This is a genomic window from Priestia megaterium, from assembly GCF_046599315.1.
GTDB classification, from domain to species: Bacteria; Bacillota; Bacilli; order Bacillales; family Bacillaceae_H; genus Priestia; species Priestia megaterium_F.
This window is the reverse complement of sequence record NZ_JBKIKC010000004.1, coordinates 381160-399181: the sequence shown is the minus strand read 5'-3', so window position 1 is coordinate 399181 and position 18022 is coordinate 381160. Positions and strand designations below refer to the sequence as shown.

Below are 18022 nucleotides of genomic sequence, written 5' to 3'. Positions count from 1 at the left end.
GGTGATGAGAGAATGTTGACAAAAATTGTGAAATGCAGCATACCGACTGATAAAAAAGCATCTTTTTCGTATACGCAACAGCATTGGGCTGCTCTTGCACACGTAAATGGTTTCATTGGCCAATTAGGGGGTTGGAACGTGGAAGATGAAACAGATGCTTGTATTTTAGCCCTGTGGGAAGATGGAACAACTTATCAAGAATTCATGAAGCATACTCATGATTCTATTTTTTATAAAAGCAAGCAAGATCAAACATATACAAATTTGGACGTTTCAACATCAGATCCGTCCTACTTTATAGGGGCGCGATACAATTATTATAGAAGCAGTGCCATTGAAAGTCGCTATTTAGTAAGAACAGAAATTGAAGTGGATTTTTACGACAAAGAAGATATCTATGAGATGGTAAAAAGCTTGGTAAACCCTTCTTATCGCTGTTTATCTCATGTTGTATCACCAATTGAGCATAGCAAGCTCGTCATTTTTTCACTATACGGCTCTGCTTGTCCGCAAAAAACGATTAATACCTTCGTTCATCCAAATGTACTGAATGCGTCTCAATACATATATCAATTAGAGAAAAATTGGAACGTTCTTTCCAACTAAAAAATAGAAGCCTAGGCCAGACGCCAAAGCTTCTATTTTTTTATGATATAAATATCCTCATTTTGTACGGTAATGACTTCCTCCGTCATTCCTACAAACAATCCGCTTTCCACTACGCCTGGAATCATTGTAAGCTGTTTTTCCAACTCAGCAGGATTTTCAATTTGAGAAAAATGGCAGTCTAGAATGTAATTTCCGTTATCGGTGATAAACGGCGTATGATCATCTAAAAGCCTAAGCTGCGGTACACAGCCTGCACTGCGAATATGCTTCGCCGTCATTTCCCAGCCAAAACGTGTAACTTCAACAGGAAGAGGAAAAGCTCCTAGTGTCTCAACTATTTTCTTAGAATCCGCTATCACGATAAACCGCTTCGCTGCGTACGCAATCATTTTTTCTCGAAGCAGCGCGCCTCCTCCTCCTTTAATTAAAGAAAGCTCGCTATCCACTTCATCCGCTCCGTCAATTGCTATATCAATATATTCAACATCCGCTAAGGTAACAATGGGAATACCTAGTTTCCTTGCCAGCTCTTCTGTGTTTTGAGAAGTAGGAACCGCTTTGATGTTTAATCCATTTTTTACTCGTTCACCTAGTTTTACAATTGTATAATAAGCTGTTGAACCTGTCCCTAGTCCTACAATCATTCCATCTTCAACAAATTGTGCTGCTTTTTCACCAACTGCTTGTTTTTCAATCATAGAAAGGCCTCCTTACTCATATTGTACCCGTTTACATAAAAAAGCAAAAGCATTATGACTCCTTACGAAAAAACTCAGCTGATTATTCAGCTGAGTTTTTTTGAAACTGTGTATTTAGAAGAATTTTTTCTATCCAATACTGCTGTTTTGTACTGTTTGTCTGCTCATTGCTTTTTAGTTCAAACGTATAGTAAATATACCTGTTTGAATAATCATCATTCACATAAGCATGATAAATGCTATGATTTCCATCTCTTGTTTGTTTTTTCACATAAATCGTTGCATCTTTACCTTTTAACATGTAATCAGGCTGAAACGCATCCATTTTATTTTGAGCTGCTTTGCTTTTTTTCTTAGAAAATAAAGCCGTTATTTTCCCAGCATTGTATGAATTATTTTCCTTCGTTGATGCTGTCCATAATTCACTTTCATCTTCACTGCTTTTATAAGAAGATTTATGAATAACATACTGAAGCGGAAACCACATCCTATATTGATTGGTATCCGAAGTAAATAATTCAAATCCATTGTCTGTTTGTTCATGATCGACCAAAAATGTACTCGTAAACTTATCTGCCTGCGCTTCACTTTTAAATTTCCCGCTTTGAAATAGCCAAATTCCTACGGCAATAACCAATGCTCCAGCTACTGATGCAGCTTTTTTTCGATCCATTGTTTCCACACACCTTTTAATACCCCTTTAACTTTCGATATTACCATATCGACGTTTATATCGTCATAAGGAGAAATAACCAAAGGGTTACCCGAACGCACATGCTAATTTAACTAGAGAATATAAATTTTTTTACAATAGTAAATTTGATAACAAGCGCTGAGCTAATAACCGGTTAGCCTTGCCGGGCTGGATTGTATATGTTATTAGTTCCTGCTTTTCAGCTTCCGCTCTTATCAAACATTCACCCGTTGGAGAAAGAAGAGAAGTCGTGCTTTTTTGGTTCTCTAAGGCATAGTTTACGCTTGCAAAGTAAATACCATTTTCCGTGCTTCTTGCAACCATTGCATAATCATAAAAAGCTGGATCTGGTACTTCACCAGTAAACTGCGGATGAAATATAATGCTTGCTCCTCTTACAGCAGCCCACCGGACAGTTTCAGGATAGCGCCATCCCTCATGGCAAATAACAATACCGAATTTCACGCCATTTATTTCAAACAATCGGCGACCATCTCCAGGTTTATAACCAAATTGATCTTCTCCTGGATCAATTTGATTTTTAGTTTGATACCCTAGTTCTTTTCCATTTTCATCAATTACAAAAGCAGTTAAATGCATACCAAGTTCGTCGCGCCATTCCATTGGTAAAATCACGTTGAGCTTTAACTGTTTGGCAAGCAACCTCATTTTGTAAAGAGTATTTTGTTGAAATTCGTGACTGTATGTCTCAACTTCAAATCCTACTCCTCTAAGGCCCGGCACAATTGATTCTGGAAAACATACGAGGTTGCACCCTTCTTCTGCTGCTTGTTTCATACAATTTCCTACCGTTTCTACACCGTCTGCGGCTGACTTTGGAAATCTCACTTGCGCTAACCCAATTTTCATTCGTTACCCCTCCACTTCCAATATCATAAAAAAACTCATGCTACTAGCGTAACATGAGTTTTTTATCTTTACGTAAATAATTTAATTAGCATGCTGAGAAGAATACCTACCGCACTAAAGTCCGAATCTCCAAATGTTGTGCCTTTAAATCCTAACGATGCAAGAACAGGCAGTAAAACAGCTGGTAAAAAACTAATTAAGATTCCATTGGCGAATGACCCGACCACTGCTCCTCTTCTTCCCCCGGTCGCATTTCCAAACACGCCCGCAGCGGCTCCGGTGAAAAAGTGTGGAACGAGGCCTGGCACAATAATACTTAGTCCAAATAAAGGCAAAAAGAACATTGAAATAAGGCCTGCGATAAAGCTTGAAAAGAATCCGATGACCACTGCATTAGGAGCAAAGGGAAACACAGTTGGACAATCTAGAGCTGGAATGGCATTTGGTACCGCTTTGTCAGCAATTCCTTTAAATGCGGGTACAATCTCTGCTAAAAGCATACGAACACCAGCTAATACGACATATACCCCTGCTGCAAACGTAATGGCTTGAATTAGCGAGTACACAATAAAATTTTGACCACCGCTTAATTTTGTTTCAATAAATGCAGGTCCAGCAAAAAGTGCAACCACAATATATAAAACGGTCATGGTCAGCGAGACAGAAACGGACGTATCCCGAAGAAACCCTATGGATTGAGGAACTTTAATTTCTTCTGTTGTTTTTTCACGATTCCCTACTCGCTTGCCGATAAACCCTGCTACTAAGTAACCTAAGGAACCAAAATGACCAACGGCAATATCGTTTGAACCTGTAATTTCACGCACATACGGCTGAAGAAGTGCAGGAAATAAAACCATTAAAATACCTAATAATAGTGCACCGATAAAAACCAAAGGTGCTCCCGTTAATCCGCCTGTAGATAAGATAGCTGCAATCAAACAAGCCATAAACATGGTATGATGCCCAGTTAAAAAGATATATTTAAATTTCGTGATACGCGCGATGATGATATTTACAATCATACCTAGGAGCATAATCATCGCTGTTTCCGTACCAAATGTTTGTTGAGCTACAGCTACAATTGCTTCATTATTAGGAATGATGCCTTCAACAGAAAACGCTTTATTAAACATTTTCCCAAACGCTTCAAGTGAAGCAATTAATATGTTAGCTCCTGCCCCTAATATAAGAAAACCCATAATAGTTTTTAAGGTACCTGATACAATATCTGCACTTTTTTTCTTTTGAAGCAACAAACCGATTAGGGCAAACAATCCTACTAGAATAGCAGGTGTTCCTAATATATCTTTCATAATTAAATCAAACATGGCTTACGCCTCCACGAAGTATTTTTGCAGTGCTCCTTTAATTTCCGCTTGATTTAAAATATTTTGCAGTGCCACGACCGTTCGAGTGCCATCATCCAATTGATTTACAATATCTGCAGATCCTAAATAGATATCTGCCTGCTCCGTTTTACTAGTTGTTAAATCCGTATGAGATACCTCTGCTTCAACACCAAGTTCTACTAAAATTTTCTTTACGTTCATTTCCACAATAAAACTGCTTCCTAAACCGTTTCCGCATACAACTAAAATCTTTTTCATTTTCCATCTCTCCTTTTAATTTGAGTAAGCTTCAATTAACGCAAGCATTTCTTGTTTTGTTCTCATAGCAATAAGTTTATCAATATTATCGTTTTCAGATAGCATCATTGAAAGCTGAGACAGTGCTTTTAAGTGTGTTTCATTATCAGTAGCAGCAAGTACAATAATCAGCTGCGCTCCGTGCTGTTTTTCAGTAGAAAAATAGACGGGCTCCTTTAGGCGAAGCATACTCATGCCCACTCGGTTTACACCTTGTTCTGGTCTTGCGTGAGGGAGCGCGACTTTTGGCGCAATAACAATATAAGGGCCTAACTGTTCTACACTTTTGATCATTGCTTCTACATAAGAAGGTTCAATATATTCATAGCTCAGCAAAGGTTTGGCAGCCAGCCTAACAGCTGCTTTCCAGTCATCTGCTGAATCTATAAGCTGCAAAAATGGCTCTTGCAATACTTCATGCAACATTGGCTTTTTATCCTCTCTTACCATTTTTTTAGACTGCTGTATAACTAGTTTTAAATTAGCTAACAGAGCTTTTTCATCTTGTATATCCGCATGCTGCTTGATAATACCCATGATGGCTTGAGTCGTTAGCTGAGAAGAAGCTGGTTCAACTAAATCGATTAATCTCTGCTTTTCATCATCTGTTAAAATAGGATTCACAAGCATTACATTCATTCGATTTTTTAACGGCGTAGTTGTAATAACTAAATCATAGCTTTCCTTAAATTGTTCATAATCCCTTACCGTCATCGGCCCTATCAATTCAGCGTCTGTTAATAGTTGTTCAAGCTGATACCGAAGCATACGAGATGTTCCAATTCCATTGGCACAAACAATAACAATACGCTTTTGTTTTTGCCTTCCCGCTTGTTTTTTCATCCATCCTCCAAAATGAAGAGCAAAATAAGAAATTTCATCTTCATTAATACGTGTTTGAAGGCTGTTTTCCAAAGGAAGCAATGCTTTTTTTGTCAGTTCCACTATCTCCTGATATTTTGTTTGAATAGCTAAAAGCATTGGATTAGGAAGATGAATATTATAGAGAAGCCTATAATAAGCCGTCTTCAAGTGAATATATAAATTTTGTTCAAGGTGATTTCGATCTTCAAATACTACACAGGCATATGCTTGAAACCGTGATACCATTTCTTTGACAATGCTTCTCATCCAATCATCACTATCTGCTTGATTTACTACATTTACTTTTGCACTTAGTAAAACAGTGGCAAGATAATGTTTTTCTTGTGGTGGTAGTTCAAATCCTAAAACGCTTTCAATTTCTTGCAGCGCTTTATATTGCTTAGTTTTTTCCAATTCGTCTTTTCTCTTAATTAAGGTGTCTACATAGCACTTACTTTGGATGCGCTGAATACAGCATGTAAGCATATAGGCTAATTGCGTCAGCATCTTGTCTGTAAACGCCATCCCTAGTTTATCTTCACACTCTACAAGCCAGTTATAAATCATGGAATATTCGTCATCTGCTTTCATGACTCTCTTCAACAACTTTTCTTGGTGTTGACTAATTAATTCCGTGATGTGTATATAAAGCAAATTCCGAATGACGCTTTCAGATCCCTGTGCTTCGTATCCATCTTTATAACTGTATATTAAAGATATACCTTTCTTTGCCCACTTGTTTTTTAAGTCTTTAATATCTTGTAGCACCGTATTGCGGCTAACGTCTGTTTCTTCCATCAGCTGCTGAGTTCCGATTTTCCCTCCTCGAAGTATACACATCAAAGCAACGTATATTTGCCGGTCCTCAACTGATAAGTAAGCAGAGGGCATAATATGAGAAAATCGCTTAGCAACTTGGTCCTTCGCTTTATCGTGTAGAAAAAAACCTTTTCCATATGTGTACTGAACAAACTCTAATTCTTGCTGACAGAGCCAATCATTAATTTTCTCAATATCGTAATAGATAGTTCGTCTTGAAACTTGAAACTGTTTCATTAACTCTTGTACTGATATAAATGTTGCAGCTTGAAGCAAAACTTGCAATACGGCCGTACTGCGTTTGTCTAACAAATGAATCACCTTCAGTCCAATTCGTGCACAAATTGAAATACTTACCATGCTTTATGCTTCTACTATACTACGGGTCTTGCAAAATGATTAGACCGAATTCACCCACATACATTGTGCAAAATATGTACTCAATAAAAAAAAGAAGTGCTGCATGCACTTCTTTTTTCGGTTAATCTCTAGTCTGCTGTTCCTTTGCTTCTGCAATGGCTTTTTTTAAATGTCCGTCATGTTTATCAAGCAGCCGATGCACATCATCCCCTTCTATAGAAGTAAGAAGTGCAAAGATGGCTGCTTTTGGTGTTTTGTATGTCTGCAAACTTTCTGCTGCCTCTTCTGATGAGACGCCTGTAAGTTCCGCAATAATATTTTTAGCACGCTGGATGAGTTTATCATTAGTCGGCTGTACATCTACCATTAGATTGCTGTAGACCTTACCAATTTGAATCATAGAAGCGGTTGTCAGCATATTAAGAACAAGCTTTTGAGCAGTTCCAGCTTTCATTCTTGTTGAACCTGTTACAACTTCCGGCCCTGATTCTACTACTATTGCATACTTTGCTTCTTGCTCCATAGCTGATTGAGGGGAATTGACAACGCAGCCGGTTACTGTCCCTAAGCTGTTTGCATATGCAAGCGCTGATAATGTATAGGGGGTTCTTCCACTTGCAGCTACCCCTACAAGAATGTCTTTATTTGATAAATTAATCGCTTTCAAATCTTCTATCGCTTGTTTCTTATTATCTTCTGCTCCTTCTAATGCATGCCGAAGCGCTTTGTCTCCCCCGGCTATGATACCGATTACTTGTTCGGCAGGTGTACCAAATGTTGGTACGCATTCAGATGCATCTAACACACCTAAACGTCCGCTTGTACCTGCTCCGATATAAATAAGACGGCCACCTTGTTTAAAAGCGCTGACAATTTCATCTACCAATAAAGCAATAACAGGCAGCACCTTATTGATTGCGTGAGGCACTTGATGATCTTCTGAATTAATTTTTTTCACAATCTCCAGGCTTGATAATTCATCAATGTTTAAGGTTTGCGGATTGCGCTTCTCTGTTAAGATATGATTCAAGTTCACTGTGATCCCCTGCCTTTTCCACCATCTTTTTTTCTATTTATCTTCGTTCATGAACAGCTGATAAGCTCCTTTAGCAGATGATATCTGCTGCATTGCCCACTGCGTATGCTTTATTTCTCCTTCACATGCTTTTTTATACACATTAAATACTTCTGGAACTTCCGTTAAAATGCTGCCTTTGCACGCCAACAAGCAGCCCCCTTCAAACTGCTGTTTTTTATACAACTGAAGGGTCATGTTTGCAAGATTCTTTCCAGCTTGGTGAAGAATTTCACTTGCTTCCTGTTTATGATTTCTTGCTTGATTTACAACAAGTGGAGTAAGTGAAGCAACTTTTGATTTAGGAGATGAATAGACAATCTTTTTTATATCGTGTATTGTATCTGCTTTTAAATATTGCAAGATTGTCTGACTAAGGCTGCTGTAAGGACGGCTTTGATCATGCTCTTTCGTAAGCAAAATAAGCGCTTGAAGCCCAATCCAATATCCGCTTCCTTCATCTCCAAGAAGGTGCCCCCACCCTCCTTCGTACTCGTACACGCCGTCTTTTTTTCCAATGCTGACGGCTCCGGTTCCTGCAATGGTTAAAATCCCATCTTTTCCATGTAAAAGTGCTTCATGCGCAATCATTGCGTCATCGTATAAACCTATTTCTACCTGATAACGATCATAAAAATACTTTTTTACTTCTTCTTTAGATAATGCTTTACTTCCAGCAAGGCCTAGTGAAATCCCTTTACATGTATGATCAGCAAGCGCGGTTTTGCACCCTATAATACATTTATCAATATGAGTAAGGGCTGTTTTATAATTGATTAGCAGATTTCCATAACCGCTTTTTGAAGTAGCCAGCTCTTGACCGTCTAAGCTGTAAGCAACGGCTTCTGTTTTTGTTCCGCCACCGTCAATACCAATAATATAGTCCATTTTATCACCGCTCACAAAAAGCAAATTTGTCCCATGGCTGCAGTTCATTTAATAAGAAAATTTCCTCTTCCGCAATGCGCCCTACTACGTTTGTTTTCCCCGAGTTTTCCATGTCTAACAGTGCAATTTGCAGCTCTCCTTTGTACTGTCCGTAAAGTTCATTTTCAATTAAAATATCGCCTCTTCGAATTGAAGGAGTGTGCGTAGGCTTGAATTCTTCTTTTTTATATTTCACTCGGCTTTGTGTAGAGCGAATTAAATAATCTGATACGTCTCCGCGGTAAAAATGAAACTCCTCTAACACAATTTTCTTCTCAAGTTCAGTAATTGTATCACAAAGCGTCACATTAAAGGTAAATCGCTCTTGCTGAACAACCTTACGAAGCGCCTTCATTTCTTCTTCGGATGCATAAGCATTCGCAATAATTGCACAGTCAATTAATTCCGTTTTAAAAAGGTGCTTAGCCTGCACATCAATTGGAAGCGTACGGTGCATCTCAAGCGTACAAAGTCCTTCGGTAACAGGCCAAGGTCCAAAAGCAGCGCTTGGTGAATTAATAAAAGCAGCCGTTTCAAGGTTATGTTCTTTAAACAATCTTGAGCACTTCATAAAGTGGTCATACGACAATCCTGCATATCGATGAGGATAGAAATTATGCGACCCGAGCAGCTGCTTTTGGTTCGGCCGATAACTTAAAATATTATCCACATACTTCGTTGCATTGCTCATATTAATTTCAATTTTTAAGCCGTATGGATTAAATGTCATAATGGACTCTTCATTTCCCGTATAGCCTAAATCCAGCCGAATAGCATAAGCCCCTAATTCGCGAAAAAAGGATAGGTCATCATAAGAAATGCCAAGCGCTCCAAATACGCGAGGAGCGATATCAACTACTACTTCCATTTCTAACTCATTGGCAAACTCAATGATTTCTTTAAAATTCGCCATTACCTTTTCCTGATCGCCTTCAACAGAAAGCAAACACGTAAAAATACGTGTAAATCCGTATTGATGCGCAAGTGCTATATATGCTTTATCTTTTTCGACAGTCGAATGTTCCGGGTAAATCGCAATACCTAGCTTTTTCATTGATTTTCGCCTTCTTTTTTAAATTTCTTAATAAGCTTAATCATATGTTCAATTAATTTTTGCTCTGAAATAGCCGTCATCAAATGATCTTGTGCGTGAATCAAAAGGAGCGACTTTTCAATTGTTTTTCCATTCAATTCACGTTGAATAAGCGTAGTTTGCGTTTTATGAGCCTGACTGAGCTCCTCTTGAGACTGCCTTAAAAGTTCATCAGCTTTATTAAAATCATAATCTTCAGCTGCTTCTAACGCTTCATATGCCAGTGATCTAGCGTTTCCTCCATATGCAATCAGTTCAAAAATTTCATTTTCCATATTTTCTGCTTCTGTCATTTCTTCCATCCCCTTTTTCATAATGGTACAGGCGTAATGTTTCCTAATATTACGGAATCCAAGGCGCCGGTTGCACTTGGTACATTGCTTGGATAACCTGAAATTGTTTCATTTGCGAGCACCGCAAAAGCTACGGCTTCTTTTGCTTCTGAAGACATCCCTATCTCTTCTTGAGTATATACGCTGCAGCGCTTCCCAAGCTGCGCTTTAATCATATTTATCAGCGTTTCGTTATAACTTCCGCCTCCTCCAATAATAACTTCGTCAATAGAGTAAGCAGGAAAAATAAATGTTTCATAGTGATGCACAATGGATGATGCTGTGAACATGGTAATCGTGGCTAGGAGATCTTCTTTTCTATGTTTGCTATATTTCTCTAGCAGTCTACTTGTGTACTGTGTACCGAACAACTCTCTTCCCGTGGATTTAGGCGGGGGAAGATTCATATAATCATGATTTATACATTCTTCTAAAAGCTCTGAAATAATATTTCCACCAGCTGCTAAACGCCCGCTTTCATCAAATGAAACACTAAAAAGCTGTTGACATGCTTCATCTATCACCATATTTCCCGGACCCGTATCAAACGCCACTATGGGTATACTAGAGTGTTTTGGAGGAATCAACGTTACATTTCCAATACCTCCAATGTTTTGAAGCAGCCTTGTATAGTTATTGTGGCTGTACAAAATCCGCTCCGTATGAGGAACTAATGGAGCACCTTGCCCGCCTGCTGCCATGTCCATCACTCTGAAGTTTGCTACTACCTTCGTCTTTGTTTCATAGGCAATAACAGCCGGCTCTCCAATTTGAAGCGTAGACATCGCTGTATTTCCCAAAGCATAAGGCTGATGAAAAATGGTTTGACCATGCGATCCAATCACATCTACTTGTTCAAGAGAAAACCCGGCTTCTCGGCACACTCTTTTCACTGCATCCGCAAATGCATAGCCAAGTTTAAAATTTAAGCTGCAAATCAGCTGCACATTTGAATGTTCAAAAGAAAGCGCCTGTTCAATTTCTTTTTTTAACTGAGATGAAAACGGTATAGTAATGAAATGAAGAAGCTTGACTTTACTTTCATAGCCGCTTCCTTCAATGTTAACAAGAGCTGCATCAATTCCGTCGAGTGACGTTCCTGACATAAGTCCAACAGCATACATACTACGCATTCACTTCCTTAAAAAAGGCAGGTAAATACTTGCGATGAGCTTGAAGAAGTTCATCTAAGACCGACTTAGCCAATTCGTCACTTGGAACAAGCGGATTAATGGTTAATGCAACCAGCGCTTTTTCGTAAGATCCTGTAACCGCGGCTTCTGCTCCTACCCGTTCAAACGATTTAATTTGCTGTACCAGTCCATTTACTTCCACAGGAAGTTCACCGACAGCGATTGGTGCTGGCCCTTGTTTTGTTACTACACAGTTTACTTCAACCGCCGATTCGTTTGGGAGCGAGGAAATAGCGCCATTGTTTTTTACATTTAATGTTTGAATATCCCCTTTATCGTTATAAATAGATGAAATCAAATTACATGCGGCATCGCTGTAATAAGCGCCTCCTCGTTTTTCCAGCTGCGAGGGTTTAACTTCTAGATTTGGATTTTTATAGAGTTCAAAAAGCTCAGCTTCTAGCACTTTGACAACCTCAGCGCGCGTGGTACCTGATTGAAAGTCCAGAAGCTCTTCTGCTAGTATTTCTTTTGTTTTGTAGTAGTAGCGATGATAAGGACATAAAATTACGCCAAGAGCTTCCAGAAAATCCGCTTGCCACGGAATAGGAGCTATGTTTTTCATTGTTAGTTGAGACTGTGGATCACTTAAACGCCGAATTACTTCCTGCGTTACTTCTTCCCCTTTTGCATACACATGCAGCCCATATACCAAGTGATTTAACCCTGCAAATTCAATACGAACATCTTCTTTTTCTATTTCGAGCAGGTTAGCGATGGAGTTTGTCATATGTACAGGCAGGTTACAGACTCCTACCACTTTAGAATGCTTTCCGTAACGAAGCAGCGCCTCAGTTACCATCCCCGCAGGATTCGTAAAATTAATAAGCCAGGCGTTTGGACAAACTTCGTGTATTTCCTCGGCAATTTTCAACAAAACCGGTATCGTCCGCAAACCTTTGAATAATCCCCCTGCCCCGTTTGTCTCTTGACCAATCATTCCATACTTAAGAGGAATACGTTCATCATAAATACGCGCTTTCAGCTGACCTACTCTAAGCTGTGTAGTTACAAAATCGGCATTCATCAGTGCTTTTTTTCGATCAAGAGTTAAATAGATTTTCATGTTAACACCTGCTTTTTTGACCATTCTTCTTGCAAGTGCCCCTACGATCTCAAGTTTCTTTTTTCCTTCTTCAACGTCTACAAGCCACAGCTCTCGAATTGGAAGCTCATCGTACCGTTTAATAAACCCCTCGACCAATTCAGGTGTGTAACTTGATCCTCCCCCTATTGTCACTACTTTCATTCCTTGCCCCTCCTTGTTAAAAAACGGCTAAATATGTAACAACTGTGCACCCTGCTCCAAGCAAAACAAAGCGTATACAAACGGCGGTTTTAGATAAAGCTGCTGTTGAAAGTCGAATGGAAATGAATGTTGTAAGCAGCGCTGCCGATAGACTTGTAATGGCAAATAAACTATGCTCCGCTGACAAACCAGCGTACTGTAGCAAAGGTGTAAAGATAACGTTACAAAGAATCATGGTTAACAGAAATAAAAACACGGTTTTATATCGAAACCGAACAAACATTGATCCTCACTCCTATTAAAAGGATAGGAGCCAAACAAGTTGGCCCCTCTTTCTTTACATTTGAACTGAGCCATCGGGTGATGTAACCGTTGCTTCATCGCTTTTTTCCATTTCGACCATCTTTCTGTCGTACATCTTAAAGAACGGAAGATAAATGATAACAGAAATAGCAATATTAATAACGACTAGCACAACCGCCCTCCAGTCTCCCCCCGTTGATAGATAAGCTCCAATTGGCGCGGGAAGCGTCCAAGGAACCATTACGTAGGTTGGAGTAATAAGACCTGTCGCCGTTGCTACATACGAAATGATCGTTGTAATAACTGGAATAATGATAAATGGAATAATCAAAATAGGATTTAAGACAATTGGCAAACCAAAAATAATTGGTTCATTAATATTAAAAACCGCTGGAATAAAAGACGTTCTAGAAAGCGCTTTCGAATATTTGGATTTTGAGAAAAACAGCATTGCCAAAGCAAGGCCTAGGGTCGCTCCAGATCCTCCAATCCAAACAAACCACTGAAAGAACGTTTCCGGTGCAATATACGGAAGCGTTGAAGCCCCGTCTGCTACCGCTTCAGCATTTTTCGCTAAATAAACTTCCCATACAGGCCGTGCCACTGTACCAACAACAGAGACGCCGTGAATTCCAAATGACCAGAAAAATGTAATTAAGAAAACCGGTATTAACACTCCTGCTAAACTATCTCCGGCCTCTACAAGCGGAGCAACTAGTTTATCGACTAAATGGTGAAGATCGATCCCTAAAACAATCGTAATAATCGTCATAAGAACAACAACAATCGCAACTGGAATTAATGCTTCAAAAGACCTCGATACTGAAGGAGGCACTTGCTCCGGCATTTTAATGGTGACATTTTTTGCTTTACAAAACCTGAGAATCTCGACGGATAAAATCGATACAATCATCGTTACAAATAAGCCATGGCCTCCAAGATTGGTCATCGGAAGCATAAAACCTTCTCCTTCAATAAGCTTTGGAGTCAGCGTAAGAAGCAATGCAGCTACTGCAATTTGCGCTCCCGATAGCGGATCGAGATTATAGCTTTTAGACAAGTTATATCCTATTCCAAAGGCTATATATAAAGACATAATAAACATCGTTACTCGGTATGGTATTAAAATGTTGGCGCTGTTGTCAGCTGCCCATTTCGCAATCGTGCTATCCTGCGGAACAGGCGGAAATGCTAGAATCAAGAAAAAACTTCCGATAATAATAAAGGGCAAAGCGGAAATAACACCATCACGAATGGCTTGAAGATGCCGCTGTTCTGATAACCTGGCCATAGGTCCCGATAAATTGTTCTCTAAAAACGAAACAAATTTGCTCATATACCCTTTCCCCCTCTATATTCTCCCCTTGTGTAAACTAAATCCCTTGTATGTTTAAAAAGCAGGAATATACCTGCTTTCCTCAGCTAACGAGCTGTTGAACCGTTTTAAAAAGCGTCGGACCTCCAAGCGGCGTATAAGCCTGCGGCGGAATAGGCCCGCACGGAACAGAAGCTTTATCCGCCTCCGCTTTAACTGCGTTAAACCGGTGACGAATCTGCGGTGCAACCATTACAACGTCCCAGCCCTTTTGAATTTCCTCTGCCACTTCATTTGTTCCAATTGCCAGTACTTCCATATCCGTACCGTGCTTTTGCGCTTCCGTTTTTAATGCTTTTACTACAATCGCACTTGACATTCCTCCAGAACATACAAACAATACCTTCATTTTCTCGTTTCCCCCTACCTCTTTATTTTTTGAATTACATTATGTGTATCGATTATGCGTTCAAACACTTGATTGCCTTTTTGAATACATAATCGTATAAACATCGCGTCTACAATTGCTAGCTGAGCAATACGAGCGCTCATCGTTCCAATTCGAATATGCTGTTCTTCTACCGAAATAGCCAGCAGAATATCAGCTAATCTAGAAGCTGGCGATGACCCGTGCTGCGTCAGCAAAATAACGGCTGCCCCTTTATCTTTGGCTATTTGCATCAGCTCCACCACTTCTTTTGTTTGACCGGAAGTGGATACTACAAACAGCACATCATCTTTTGTCATATTCGTAGCCATCATCATTTGAACATGACTATCTAATGAAAACAGCGCCGAAATATCAATTCGAAGCAGTTTATACTGAGCATCTAGTGCGACCACAGATGATCCCCCTGCTCCGTATAAAAATACTCGTTTCGCTCCATGTATAGCTTCTGCGGCTGCATCAATTGAAGAAGAGCTCACTAATCGACTTGTATTCATAAGTGCGCTCATACTTTTGCTCATGACTTTTTCAAGCACAGCATCAGTTTCATCTTCAAAATTAACTGAAAGATTCGGCAGCTGCTCGGCATTCACCTTATGAGCATCTTTTGCTAATTCAATCTTTAACTCTTTAAAACTATTAATCCCTACACGCTGACAAAAGCGAATAATCGTAGCTTCACTGCACTGACACTGCTTAGCTAGCTGTTTGGTCGTTAAGTTCAAAGTGGTCGTGGGATTCTCTAACACGTAATCAGCTACTCTTCCTTCAGCAGGACTGTAATGATTCATTTGTGCCTCGATTAAAGTAAGTACGGAAAATTGGCGCATGAATTCCTCCATCATTCATTTAGTAATGTATTTCTAAAATATTCTTTAAATTACCATTATTATATTTTTTATGAAGTTTAATTTCAATGTTTTTCTGATATTTTTAAAATTTTATTTTATTTTTCGGAATATTTTATTAAAATCTATTGTGAATATAACGACCACATGCTATATTATGAAAGAAATTTTATCTCAACCAAAAAAGAAGGAGGAATGAACATGCATGTTAAAAAATGGATAGGAAGCATCTTGTTTTTGCTGCTGTTTTGTTTGAGCACATTACCTGCTAAAGCAGAGGTAGCTACCACGTATCAAAAGCGGGAGATTCGAGCCGCTTGGATTGCAAGCGTATACAATATTGACTGGCCTTCTCAGCCTGGTCTTCCCGTTGAGCAGCAGAAAAAAGAGTTTACTTATTTGCTAGATGAAGTAAAAAAGATGGGGATGAATGCTGTGGTCGTTCAAATTAAACCCACTGCTGATTCCTTTTATCCGTCAAAATATGGCCCTTGGTCAGAATATTTAACCGGTATACAAGGAAAAGATCCCGGCTATGATCCTCTAGCCTTTATGGTTGACGAAGCACACAAGCGCAACTTAGAATTCCACGCATGGTTTAACCCTTACCGCATTACAATGAATCATACTGATTTAAACAAATTAGCCGATAATCATCCTGCCAAACAACATCCTGATTGGGTCGTCTCCTACGGAAAACAACTCTACTACAATCCAGGTATTCCAGAAGTAAAAAACTTTATTATTGAAGAAGCGCTAGAAGTCGTAAGAAACTATGATATTGATGCTGTTCATATGGACGACTATTTTTACCCTTATAAAATTGCAGGTCAAACGTTCCCAGACCAAAAAACGTATCAAACCTACGGTGCTCAAACGTTTTCAAATATTGAAGACTGGCGACGCGACAATGTTAATCAGCTTGTCCGAGATTTAAACACATCTATTAAAAAGACAAAACCATACGTAAAGTTCGGTATCAGTCCGTTCGGCGTATGGCGAAACATCGCTAATGATCCAACTGGCTCTGAGACTACTGCTGGACAAACAAATTACGATGATTTGTATGCAGATACACGTACGTGGATTCAAAATGGTTACATTGATTACATCACTCCGCAAATTTATTGGAATATTGGATTTGAACCCGCTGCTTACGATACGCTGCTCAACTGGTGGAGAGATGAAGTTCGCGGAAAGCCAGTTCACCTTTATATTGGACAAGCTGCTTATAAAATTAATAACAACGCGGTGGAGGCTTGGTCTGATCCTGATGAGTATCCAAGGCAAATTGCTCTTAACCACCAATTTCCAGAAGTACACGGGAGCATGCATTTTAGCCTGAAAGATTTGAATCGAAACCCTCTAGGAATAAAGGAAAAGCTGCAAAACGATATTTATAAGCACCCTGCTCTTATTCCATCAATGCCTTGGCTTGATAATACGGCACCAAAAGCACCAAAATTAAAAAATGTGGGACCTCATACAAAAGAAACGGCGTTTGAAATTCGAGATCACCAACAGAATGATTCCGCTTATTATGCCATTTATCGATTCCAAGGCAATAAAAGAGGCGATATCAACAACGCAGAAAACTTGCTGGCGACCGTTCGAAAAACAGGAGAAAAACAATTGTTTGTAGATCAAAATGCAATACAAAATCAAACATACACATATGTTGTAACCTCTGTTGACCGTTTGCATAACGAAAGTGCTGCTTCCCGTACGTTTACTGTAAAAGCACCTCGGTAAAAAAGTTTCTATAGCAAAATGTATGGTAGGATAAAGAAATACAACTATGCTTTTATCAAGCCATTCTGTTATAGAAAGTAGTGAAAAGAAAAAGATGGAACCAAACTATGATCGCGCCTTTGGCGTATATGGCATTTGCATGCGAGATGGCAAGCTGCTTGTTATTCGAAAAAATAGAGGTCCGTATATTTATCGCTTCGATTTGCCGGGCGGACAGCTAGAGCACGGTGAAACATTAACAAACGCAATGAAAAGGGAGTTTAGCGAAGAAACGGGCTTTGAGATTAACATTGTTTCTCAAGCGGGTACAACAGATTTTCAATATCCTTGTAAGTGGAAAGAATTTACCCACGTGCATCACATTGCCGTTTTTTATTACGTAGACATTGCCGGCGGTGAGCTTGTTTCCCACCCCGTACAGTTTGAAGGACAAGATTCGTCGGAAGCATTGTGGATTGCACCACAAGATCTCAACATCGGTAATGCTTCTCCTCTTGTTCTAAAAGCAGTGGAATCTTTAAGCTTAGTATCATGGCCTTACGAGCCTCAAATTTATGATGAATGGGAGCTTAAAACCTCCGAACAATAATGATGATAGTGCCTAAACATTACTTGTGAATATCGTACGCTTAGCTTCAATTTAAGTCAAAATTAGTAGGTATGTTTAATTTCTTTCTAATGGTGGAACAGACAAGTAACACTACTTAATCACTAATAGAAAGGAAGATTAAAATGAGTAAAGGTTTAGGAGATAAAATTAAAGGAAATGTATCAAAAGCTAAAGGTGAAGTAAAAGATCAAGTGGGAAATGCAACGAATAACCGCGACCTTCAGCGTGAAGGAAAAGCTGAAAAAACAAAAGGAAATGCTCAAAAGGCAGTAGGCGAAACAAAAGATACATTTAGCAATAAATAAAGAAGGGAC

General features: G+C 39.2%; 20 protein-coding genes. 4 read left to right on the top strand and 16 right to left on the bottom strand.

Features of this window, described 5'->3' with window-relative positions:
• Window positions 1-12: 12 nt before the first annotated feature.
• A complete protein-coding gene (locus ACLHDF_RS16390) occupies window positions 13-606 on the top strand; it encodes a YdbC family protein (protein WP_413919773.1) in 594 nt (197 codons plus the stop codon).
• A 32-nt stretch (window positions 607-638) separates the two neighbouring features.
• On the opposite strand, the gene rpiA is transcribed toward ACLHDF_RS16390, so the two are convergent.
• The 16 genes from rpiA to ACLHDF_RS16310 form a co-directional block, all read right to left on the bottom strand.
• Window positions 639-1307, bottom strand: coding sequence for a ribose-5-phosphate isomerase RpiA (rpiA, locus tag ACLHDF_RS16385; protein WP_413919772.1), 669 nt, complete (start codon window positions 1305-1307; stop codon window positions 639-641).
• An 82-nt stretch (window positions 1308-1389) separates the two neighbouring features.
• Window positions 1390-1980 (bottom strand): hypothetical protein, encoded by a 591-nt coding sequence (locus tag ACLHDF_RS16380; RefSeq protein ID WP_413919771.1) that lies wholly within the window; start codon window positions 1978-1980, stop codon window positions 1390-1392.
• Window positions 1981-2112: 132 nt separating this feature from the next.
• Window positions 2113-2871: a carbon-nitrogen hydrolase family protein gene (locus ACLHDF_RS16375; protein ID WP_413919770.1), complete on the bottom strand. Its 759-nt coding sequence runs from the start codon at window positions 2869-2871 to the stop codon at window positions 2113-2115.
• 68 nt (window positions 2872-2939) lie between these two features.
• Window positions 2940-4202, bottom strand: coding sequence for a PTS ascorbate transporter subunit IIC (locus ACLHDF_RS16370; RefSeq protein ID WP_413919769.1), 1263 nt, complete (start codon window positions 4200-4202; stop codon window positions 2940-2942).
• 3 nt (window positions 4203-4205) lie between these two features.
• Window positions 4206-4481 (bottom strand): PTS sugar transporter subunit IIB, encoded by a 276-nt coding sequence (locus ACLHDF_RS16365; RefSeq protein ID WP_413919768.1) that lies wholly within the window; start codon window positions 4479-4481, stop codon window positions 4206-4208.
• 15 nt (window positions 4482-4496) lie between these two features.
• A complete protein-coding gene (locus ACLHDF_RS16360) occupies window positions 4497-6563 on the bottom strand; it encodes a BglG family transcription antiterminator (RefSeq protein ID WP_413919767.1) in 2067 nt (688 codons plus the stop codon).
• A gap of 121 nt (window positions 6564-6684) precedes the next feature.
• Window positions 6685-7599 (bottom strand): N-acetylmuramic acid 6-phosphate etherase, encoded by a 915-nt coding sequence (gene murQ / locus ACLHDF_RS16355; protein WP_413919766.1) that lies wholly within the window; start codon window positions 7597-7599, stop codon window positions 6685-6687.
• A gap of 33 nt (window positions 7600-7632) precedes the next feature.
• The gene (locus ACLHDF_RS16350; RefSeq protein WP_413919765.1) at window positions 7633-8526 is read right to left on the bottom strand and encodes a BadF/BadG/BcrA/BcrD ATPase family protein; all 894 of its coding nucleotides are present in this window, start codon (window positions 8524-8526) and stop codon (window positions 7633-7635) included.
• A 4-nt stretch (window positions 8527-8530) separates the two neighbouring features.
• Entirely contained in the window at window positions 8531-9619 is a 1089-nt protein-coding gene (locus ACLHDF_RS16345; RefSeq protein WP_413919764.1) for a DUF871 domain-containing protein, read from the bottom strand.
• Window positions 9616-9951, bottom strand: a complete 336-nt coding sequence (locus tag ACLHDF_RS16340) for a PTS lactose/cellobiose transporter subunit IIA (RefSeq protein WP_413919763.1) — start codon at window positions 9949-9951, stop codon at window positions 9616-9618. Before ACLHDF_RS16340 ends, ACLHDF_RS16345 begins: the two co-directional genes overlap by 4 nt.
• Window positions 9952-9968: 17 nt before the next feature.
• Window positions 9969-11114 (bottom strand): anhydro-N-acetylmuramic acid kinase AnmK, encoded by a 1146-nt coding sequence (gene anmK / locus ACLHDF_RS16335; RefSeq protein WP_413919811.1) that lies wholly within the window; start codon window positions 11112-11114, stop codon window positions 9969-9971.
• 1 nt (window position 11115) lies between these two features.
• Complete coding sequence (locus ACLHDF_RS16330; RefSeq protein ID WP_413919762.1) at window positions 11116-12432, bottom strand: 6-phospho-beta-glucosidase; 1317 nt, start codon at window positions 12430-12432, stop codon at window positions 11116-11118.
• A 16-nt stretch (window positions 12433-12448) separates the two neighbouring features.
• Entirely contained in the window at window positions 12449-12715 is a 267-nt protein-coding gene (locus ACLHDF_RS16325; RefSeq protein ID WP_413919761.1) for a hypothetical protein, read from the bottom strand.
• Between the two features lie 54 nt (window positions 12716-12769).
• Window positions 12770-14071 (bottom strand): PTS sugar transporter subunit IIC, encoded by a 1302-nt coding sequence (locus ACLHDF_RS16320; protein ID WP_413919760.1) that lies wholly within the window; start codon window positions 14069-14071, stop codon window positions 12770-12772.
• Window positions 14072-14153: 82 nt separating this feature from the next.
• Entirely contained in the window at window positions 14154-14459 is a 306-nt protein-coding gene (locus ACLHDF_RS16315; protein WP_013055720.1) for a PTS sugar transporter subunit IIB, read from the bottom strand.
• Window positions 14460-14473: 14 nt separating this feature from the next.
• Window positions 14474-15328 carry a MurR/RpiR family transcriptional regulator gene (locus ACLHDF_RS16310; RefSeq protein WP_413919759.1) on the bottom strand — a complete coding sequence of 285 codons (855 nt, stop codon included), beginning with the start codon at window positions 15326-15328 and terminating at the stop codon, window positions 14474-14476.
• 219 nt (window positions 15329-15547) lie between these two features.
• Between ACLHDF_RS16310 and ACLHDF_RS16305 the strand changes: the two genes are divergently transcribed.
• The 3 genes from ACLHDF_RS16305 to ACLHDF_RS16295 all read left to right on the top strand — a co-directional run bounded on the left by ACLHDF_RS16305 (window position 15548) and on the right by ACLHDF_RS16295 (window position 18013).
• Window positions 15548-17098, top strand: a complete 1551-nt coding sequence (locus ACLHDF_RS16305) for a glycoside hydrolase family 10 protein (protein WP_413919758.1) — start codon at window positions 15548-15550, stop codon at window positions 17096-17098.
• Window positions 17099-17192: 94 nt separating this feature from the next.
• Window positions 17193-17687, top strand: coding sequence for an NUDIX hydrolase (locus ACLHDF_RS16300; protein ID WP_413919810.1), 495 nt, complete (start codon window positions 17193-17195; stop codon window positions 17685-17687).
• A gap of 143 nt (window positions 17688-17830) precedes the next feature.
• Entirely contained in the window at window positions 17831-18013 is a 183-nt protein-coding gene (locus ACLHDF_RS16295) for a CsbD family protein (RefSeq protein ID WP_013055716.1), read from the top strand.
• Window positions 18014-18022 lie beyond the last annotated feature (9 nt).

Excerpts from the sequence above, each read along its gene's own strand:
- ACLHDF_RS16390 (WP_413919773.1), top strand. The coding sequence starts at position 13 with ATGTTGACAAAAATTGTGAAATGCAGCATACCGACTGATAAAAAAGCA.
- rpiA (WP_413919772.1), bottom strand. The coding sequence starts at position 1,307 with ATGATTGAAAAACAAGCAGTTGGTGAAAAAGCAGCACAATTTGTTGAA.
- ACLHDF_RS16380 (WP_413919771.1), bottom strand. The coding sequence starts at position 1,980 with ATGGATCGAAAAAAAGCTGCATCAGTAGCTGGAGCATTGGTTATTGCC.
- ACLHDF_RS16375 (WP_413919770.1), bottom strand. The coding sequence starts at position 2,871 with ATGAAAATTGGGTTAGCGCAAGTGAGATTTCCAAAGTCAGCCGCAGAC.
- ACLHDF_RS16370 (WP_413919769.1), bottom strand. The coding sequence starts at position 4,202 with ATGTTTGATTTAATTATGAAAGATATATTAGGAACACCTGCTATTCTA.
- ACLHDF_RS16365 (WP_413919768.1), bottom strand. The coding sequence starts at position 4,481 with ATGAAAAAGATTTTAGTTGTATGCGGAAACGGTTTAGGAAGCAGTTTT.
- ACLHDF_RS16360 (WP_413919767.1), bottom strand. The coding sequence starts at position 6,563 with ATGGTAAGTATTTCAATTTGTGCACGAATTGGACTGAAGGTGATTCAT.
- ACLHDF_RS16350 (WP_413919765.1), bottom strand. The coding sequence starts at position 8,526 with ATGGACTATATTATTGGTATTGACGGTGGCGGAACAAAAACAGAAGCC.
- ACLHDF_RS16345 (WP_413919764.1), bottom strand. The coding sequence starts at position 9,619 with ATGAAAAAGCTAGGTATTGCGATTTACCCGGAACATTCGACTGTCGAA.
- ACLHDF_RS16340 (WP_413919763.1), bottom strand. The coding sequence starts at position 9,951 with ATGACAGAAGCAGAAAATATGGAAAATGAAATTTTTGAACTGATTGCA.
- anmK (WP_413919811.1), bottom strand. The coding sequence starts at position 11,114 with ATGTATGCTGTTGGACTTATGTCAGGAACGTCACTCGACGGAATTGAT.
- ACLHDF_RS16330 (WP_413919762.1), bottom strand. The coding sequence starts at position 12,432 with ATGAAAGTAGTGACAATAGGGGGAGGATCAAGTTACACACCTGAATTG.
- ACLHDF_RS16325 (WP_413919761.1), bottom strand. The coding sequence starts at position 12,715 with ATGTTTGTTCGGTTTCGATATAAAACCGTGTTTTTATTTCTGTTAACC.
- ACLHDF_RS16320 (WP_413919760.1), bottom strand. The coding sequence starts at position 14,071 with ATGAGCAAATTTGTTTCGTTTTTAGAGAACAATTTATCGGGACCTATG.
- ACLHDF_RS16315 (WP_013055720.1), bottom strand. The coding sequence starts at position 14,459 with ATGAAGGTATTGTTTGTATGTTCTGGAGGAATGTCAAGTGCGATTGTA.
- ACLHDF_RS16310 (WP_413919759.1), bottom strand. The coding sequence starts at position 15,328 with ATGCGCCAATTTTCCGTACTTACTTTAATCGAGGCACAAATGAATCAT.
- ACLHDF_RS16305 (WP_413919758.1), top strand. The coding sequence starts at position 15,548 with ATGCATGTTAAAAAATGGATAGGAAGCATCTTGTTTTTGCTGCTGTTT.
- ACLHDF_RS16300 (WP_413919810.1), top strand. The coding sequence starts at position 17,193 with ATGGAACCAAACTATGATCGCGCCTTTGGCGTATATGGCATTTGCATG.
- ACLHDF_RS16295 (WP_013055716.1), top strand. The coding sequence starts at position 17,831 with ATGAGTAAAGGTTTAGGAGATAAAATTAAAGGAAATGTATCAAAAGCT.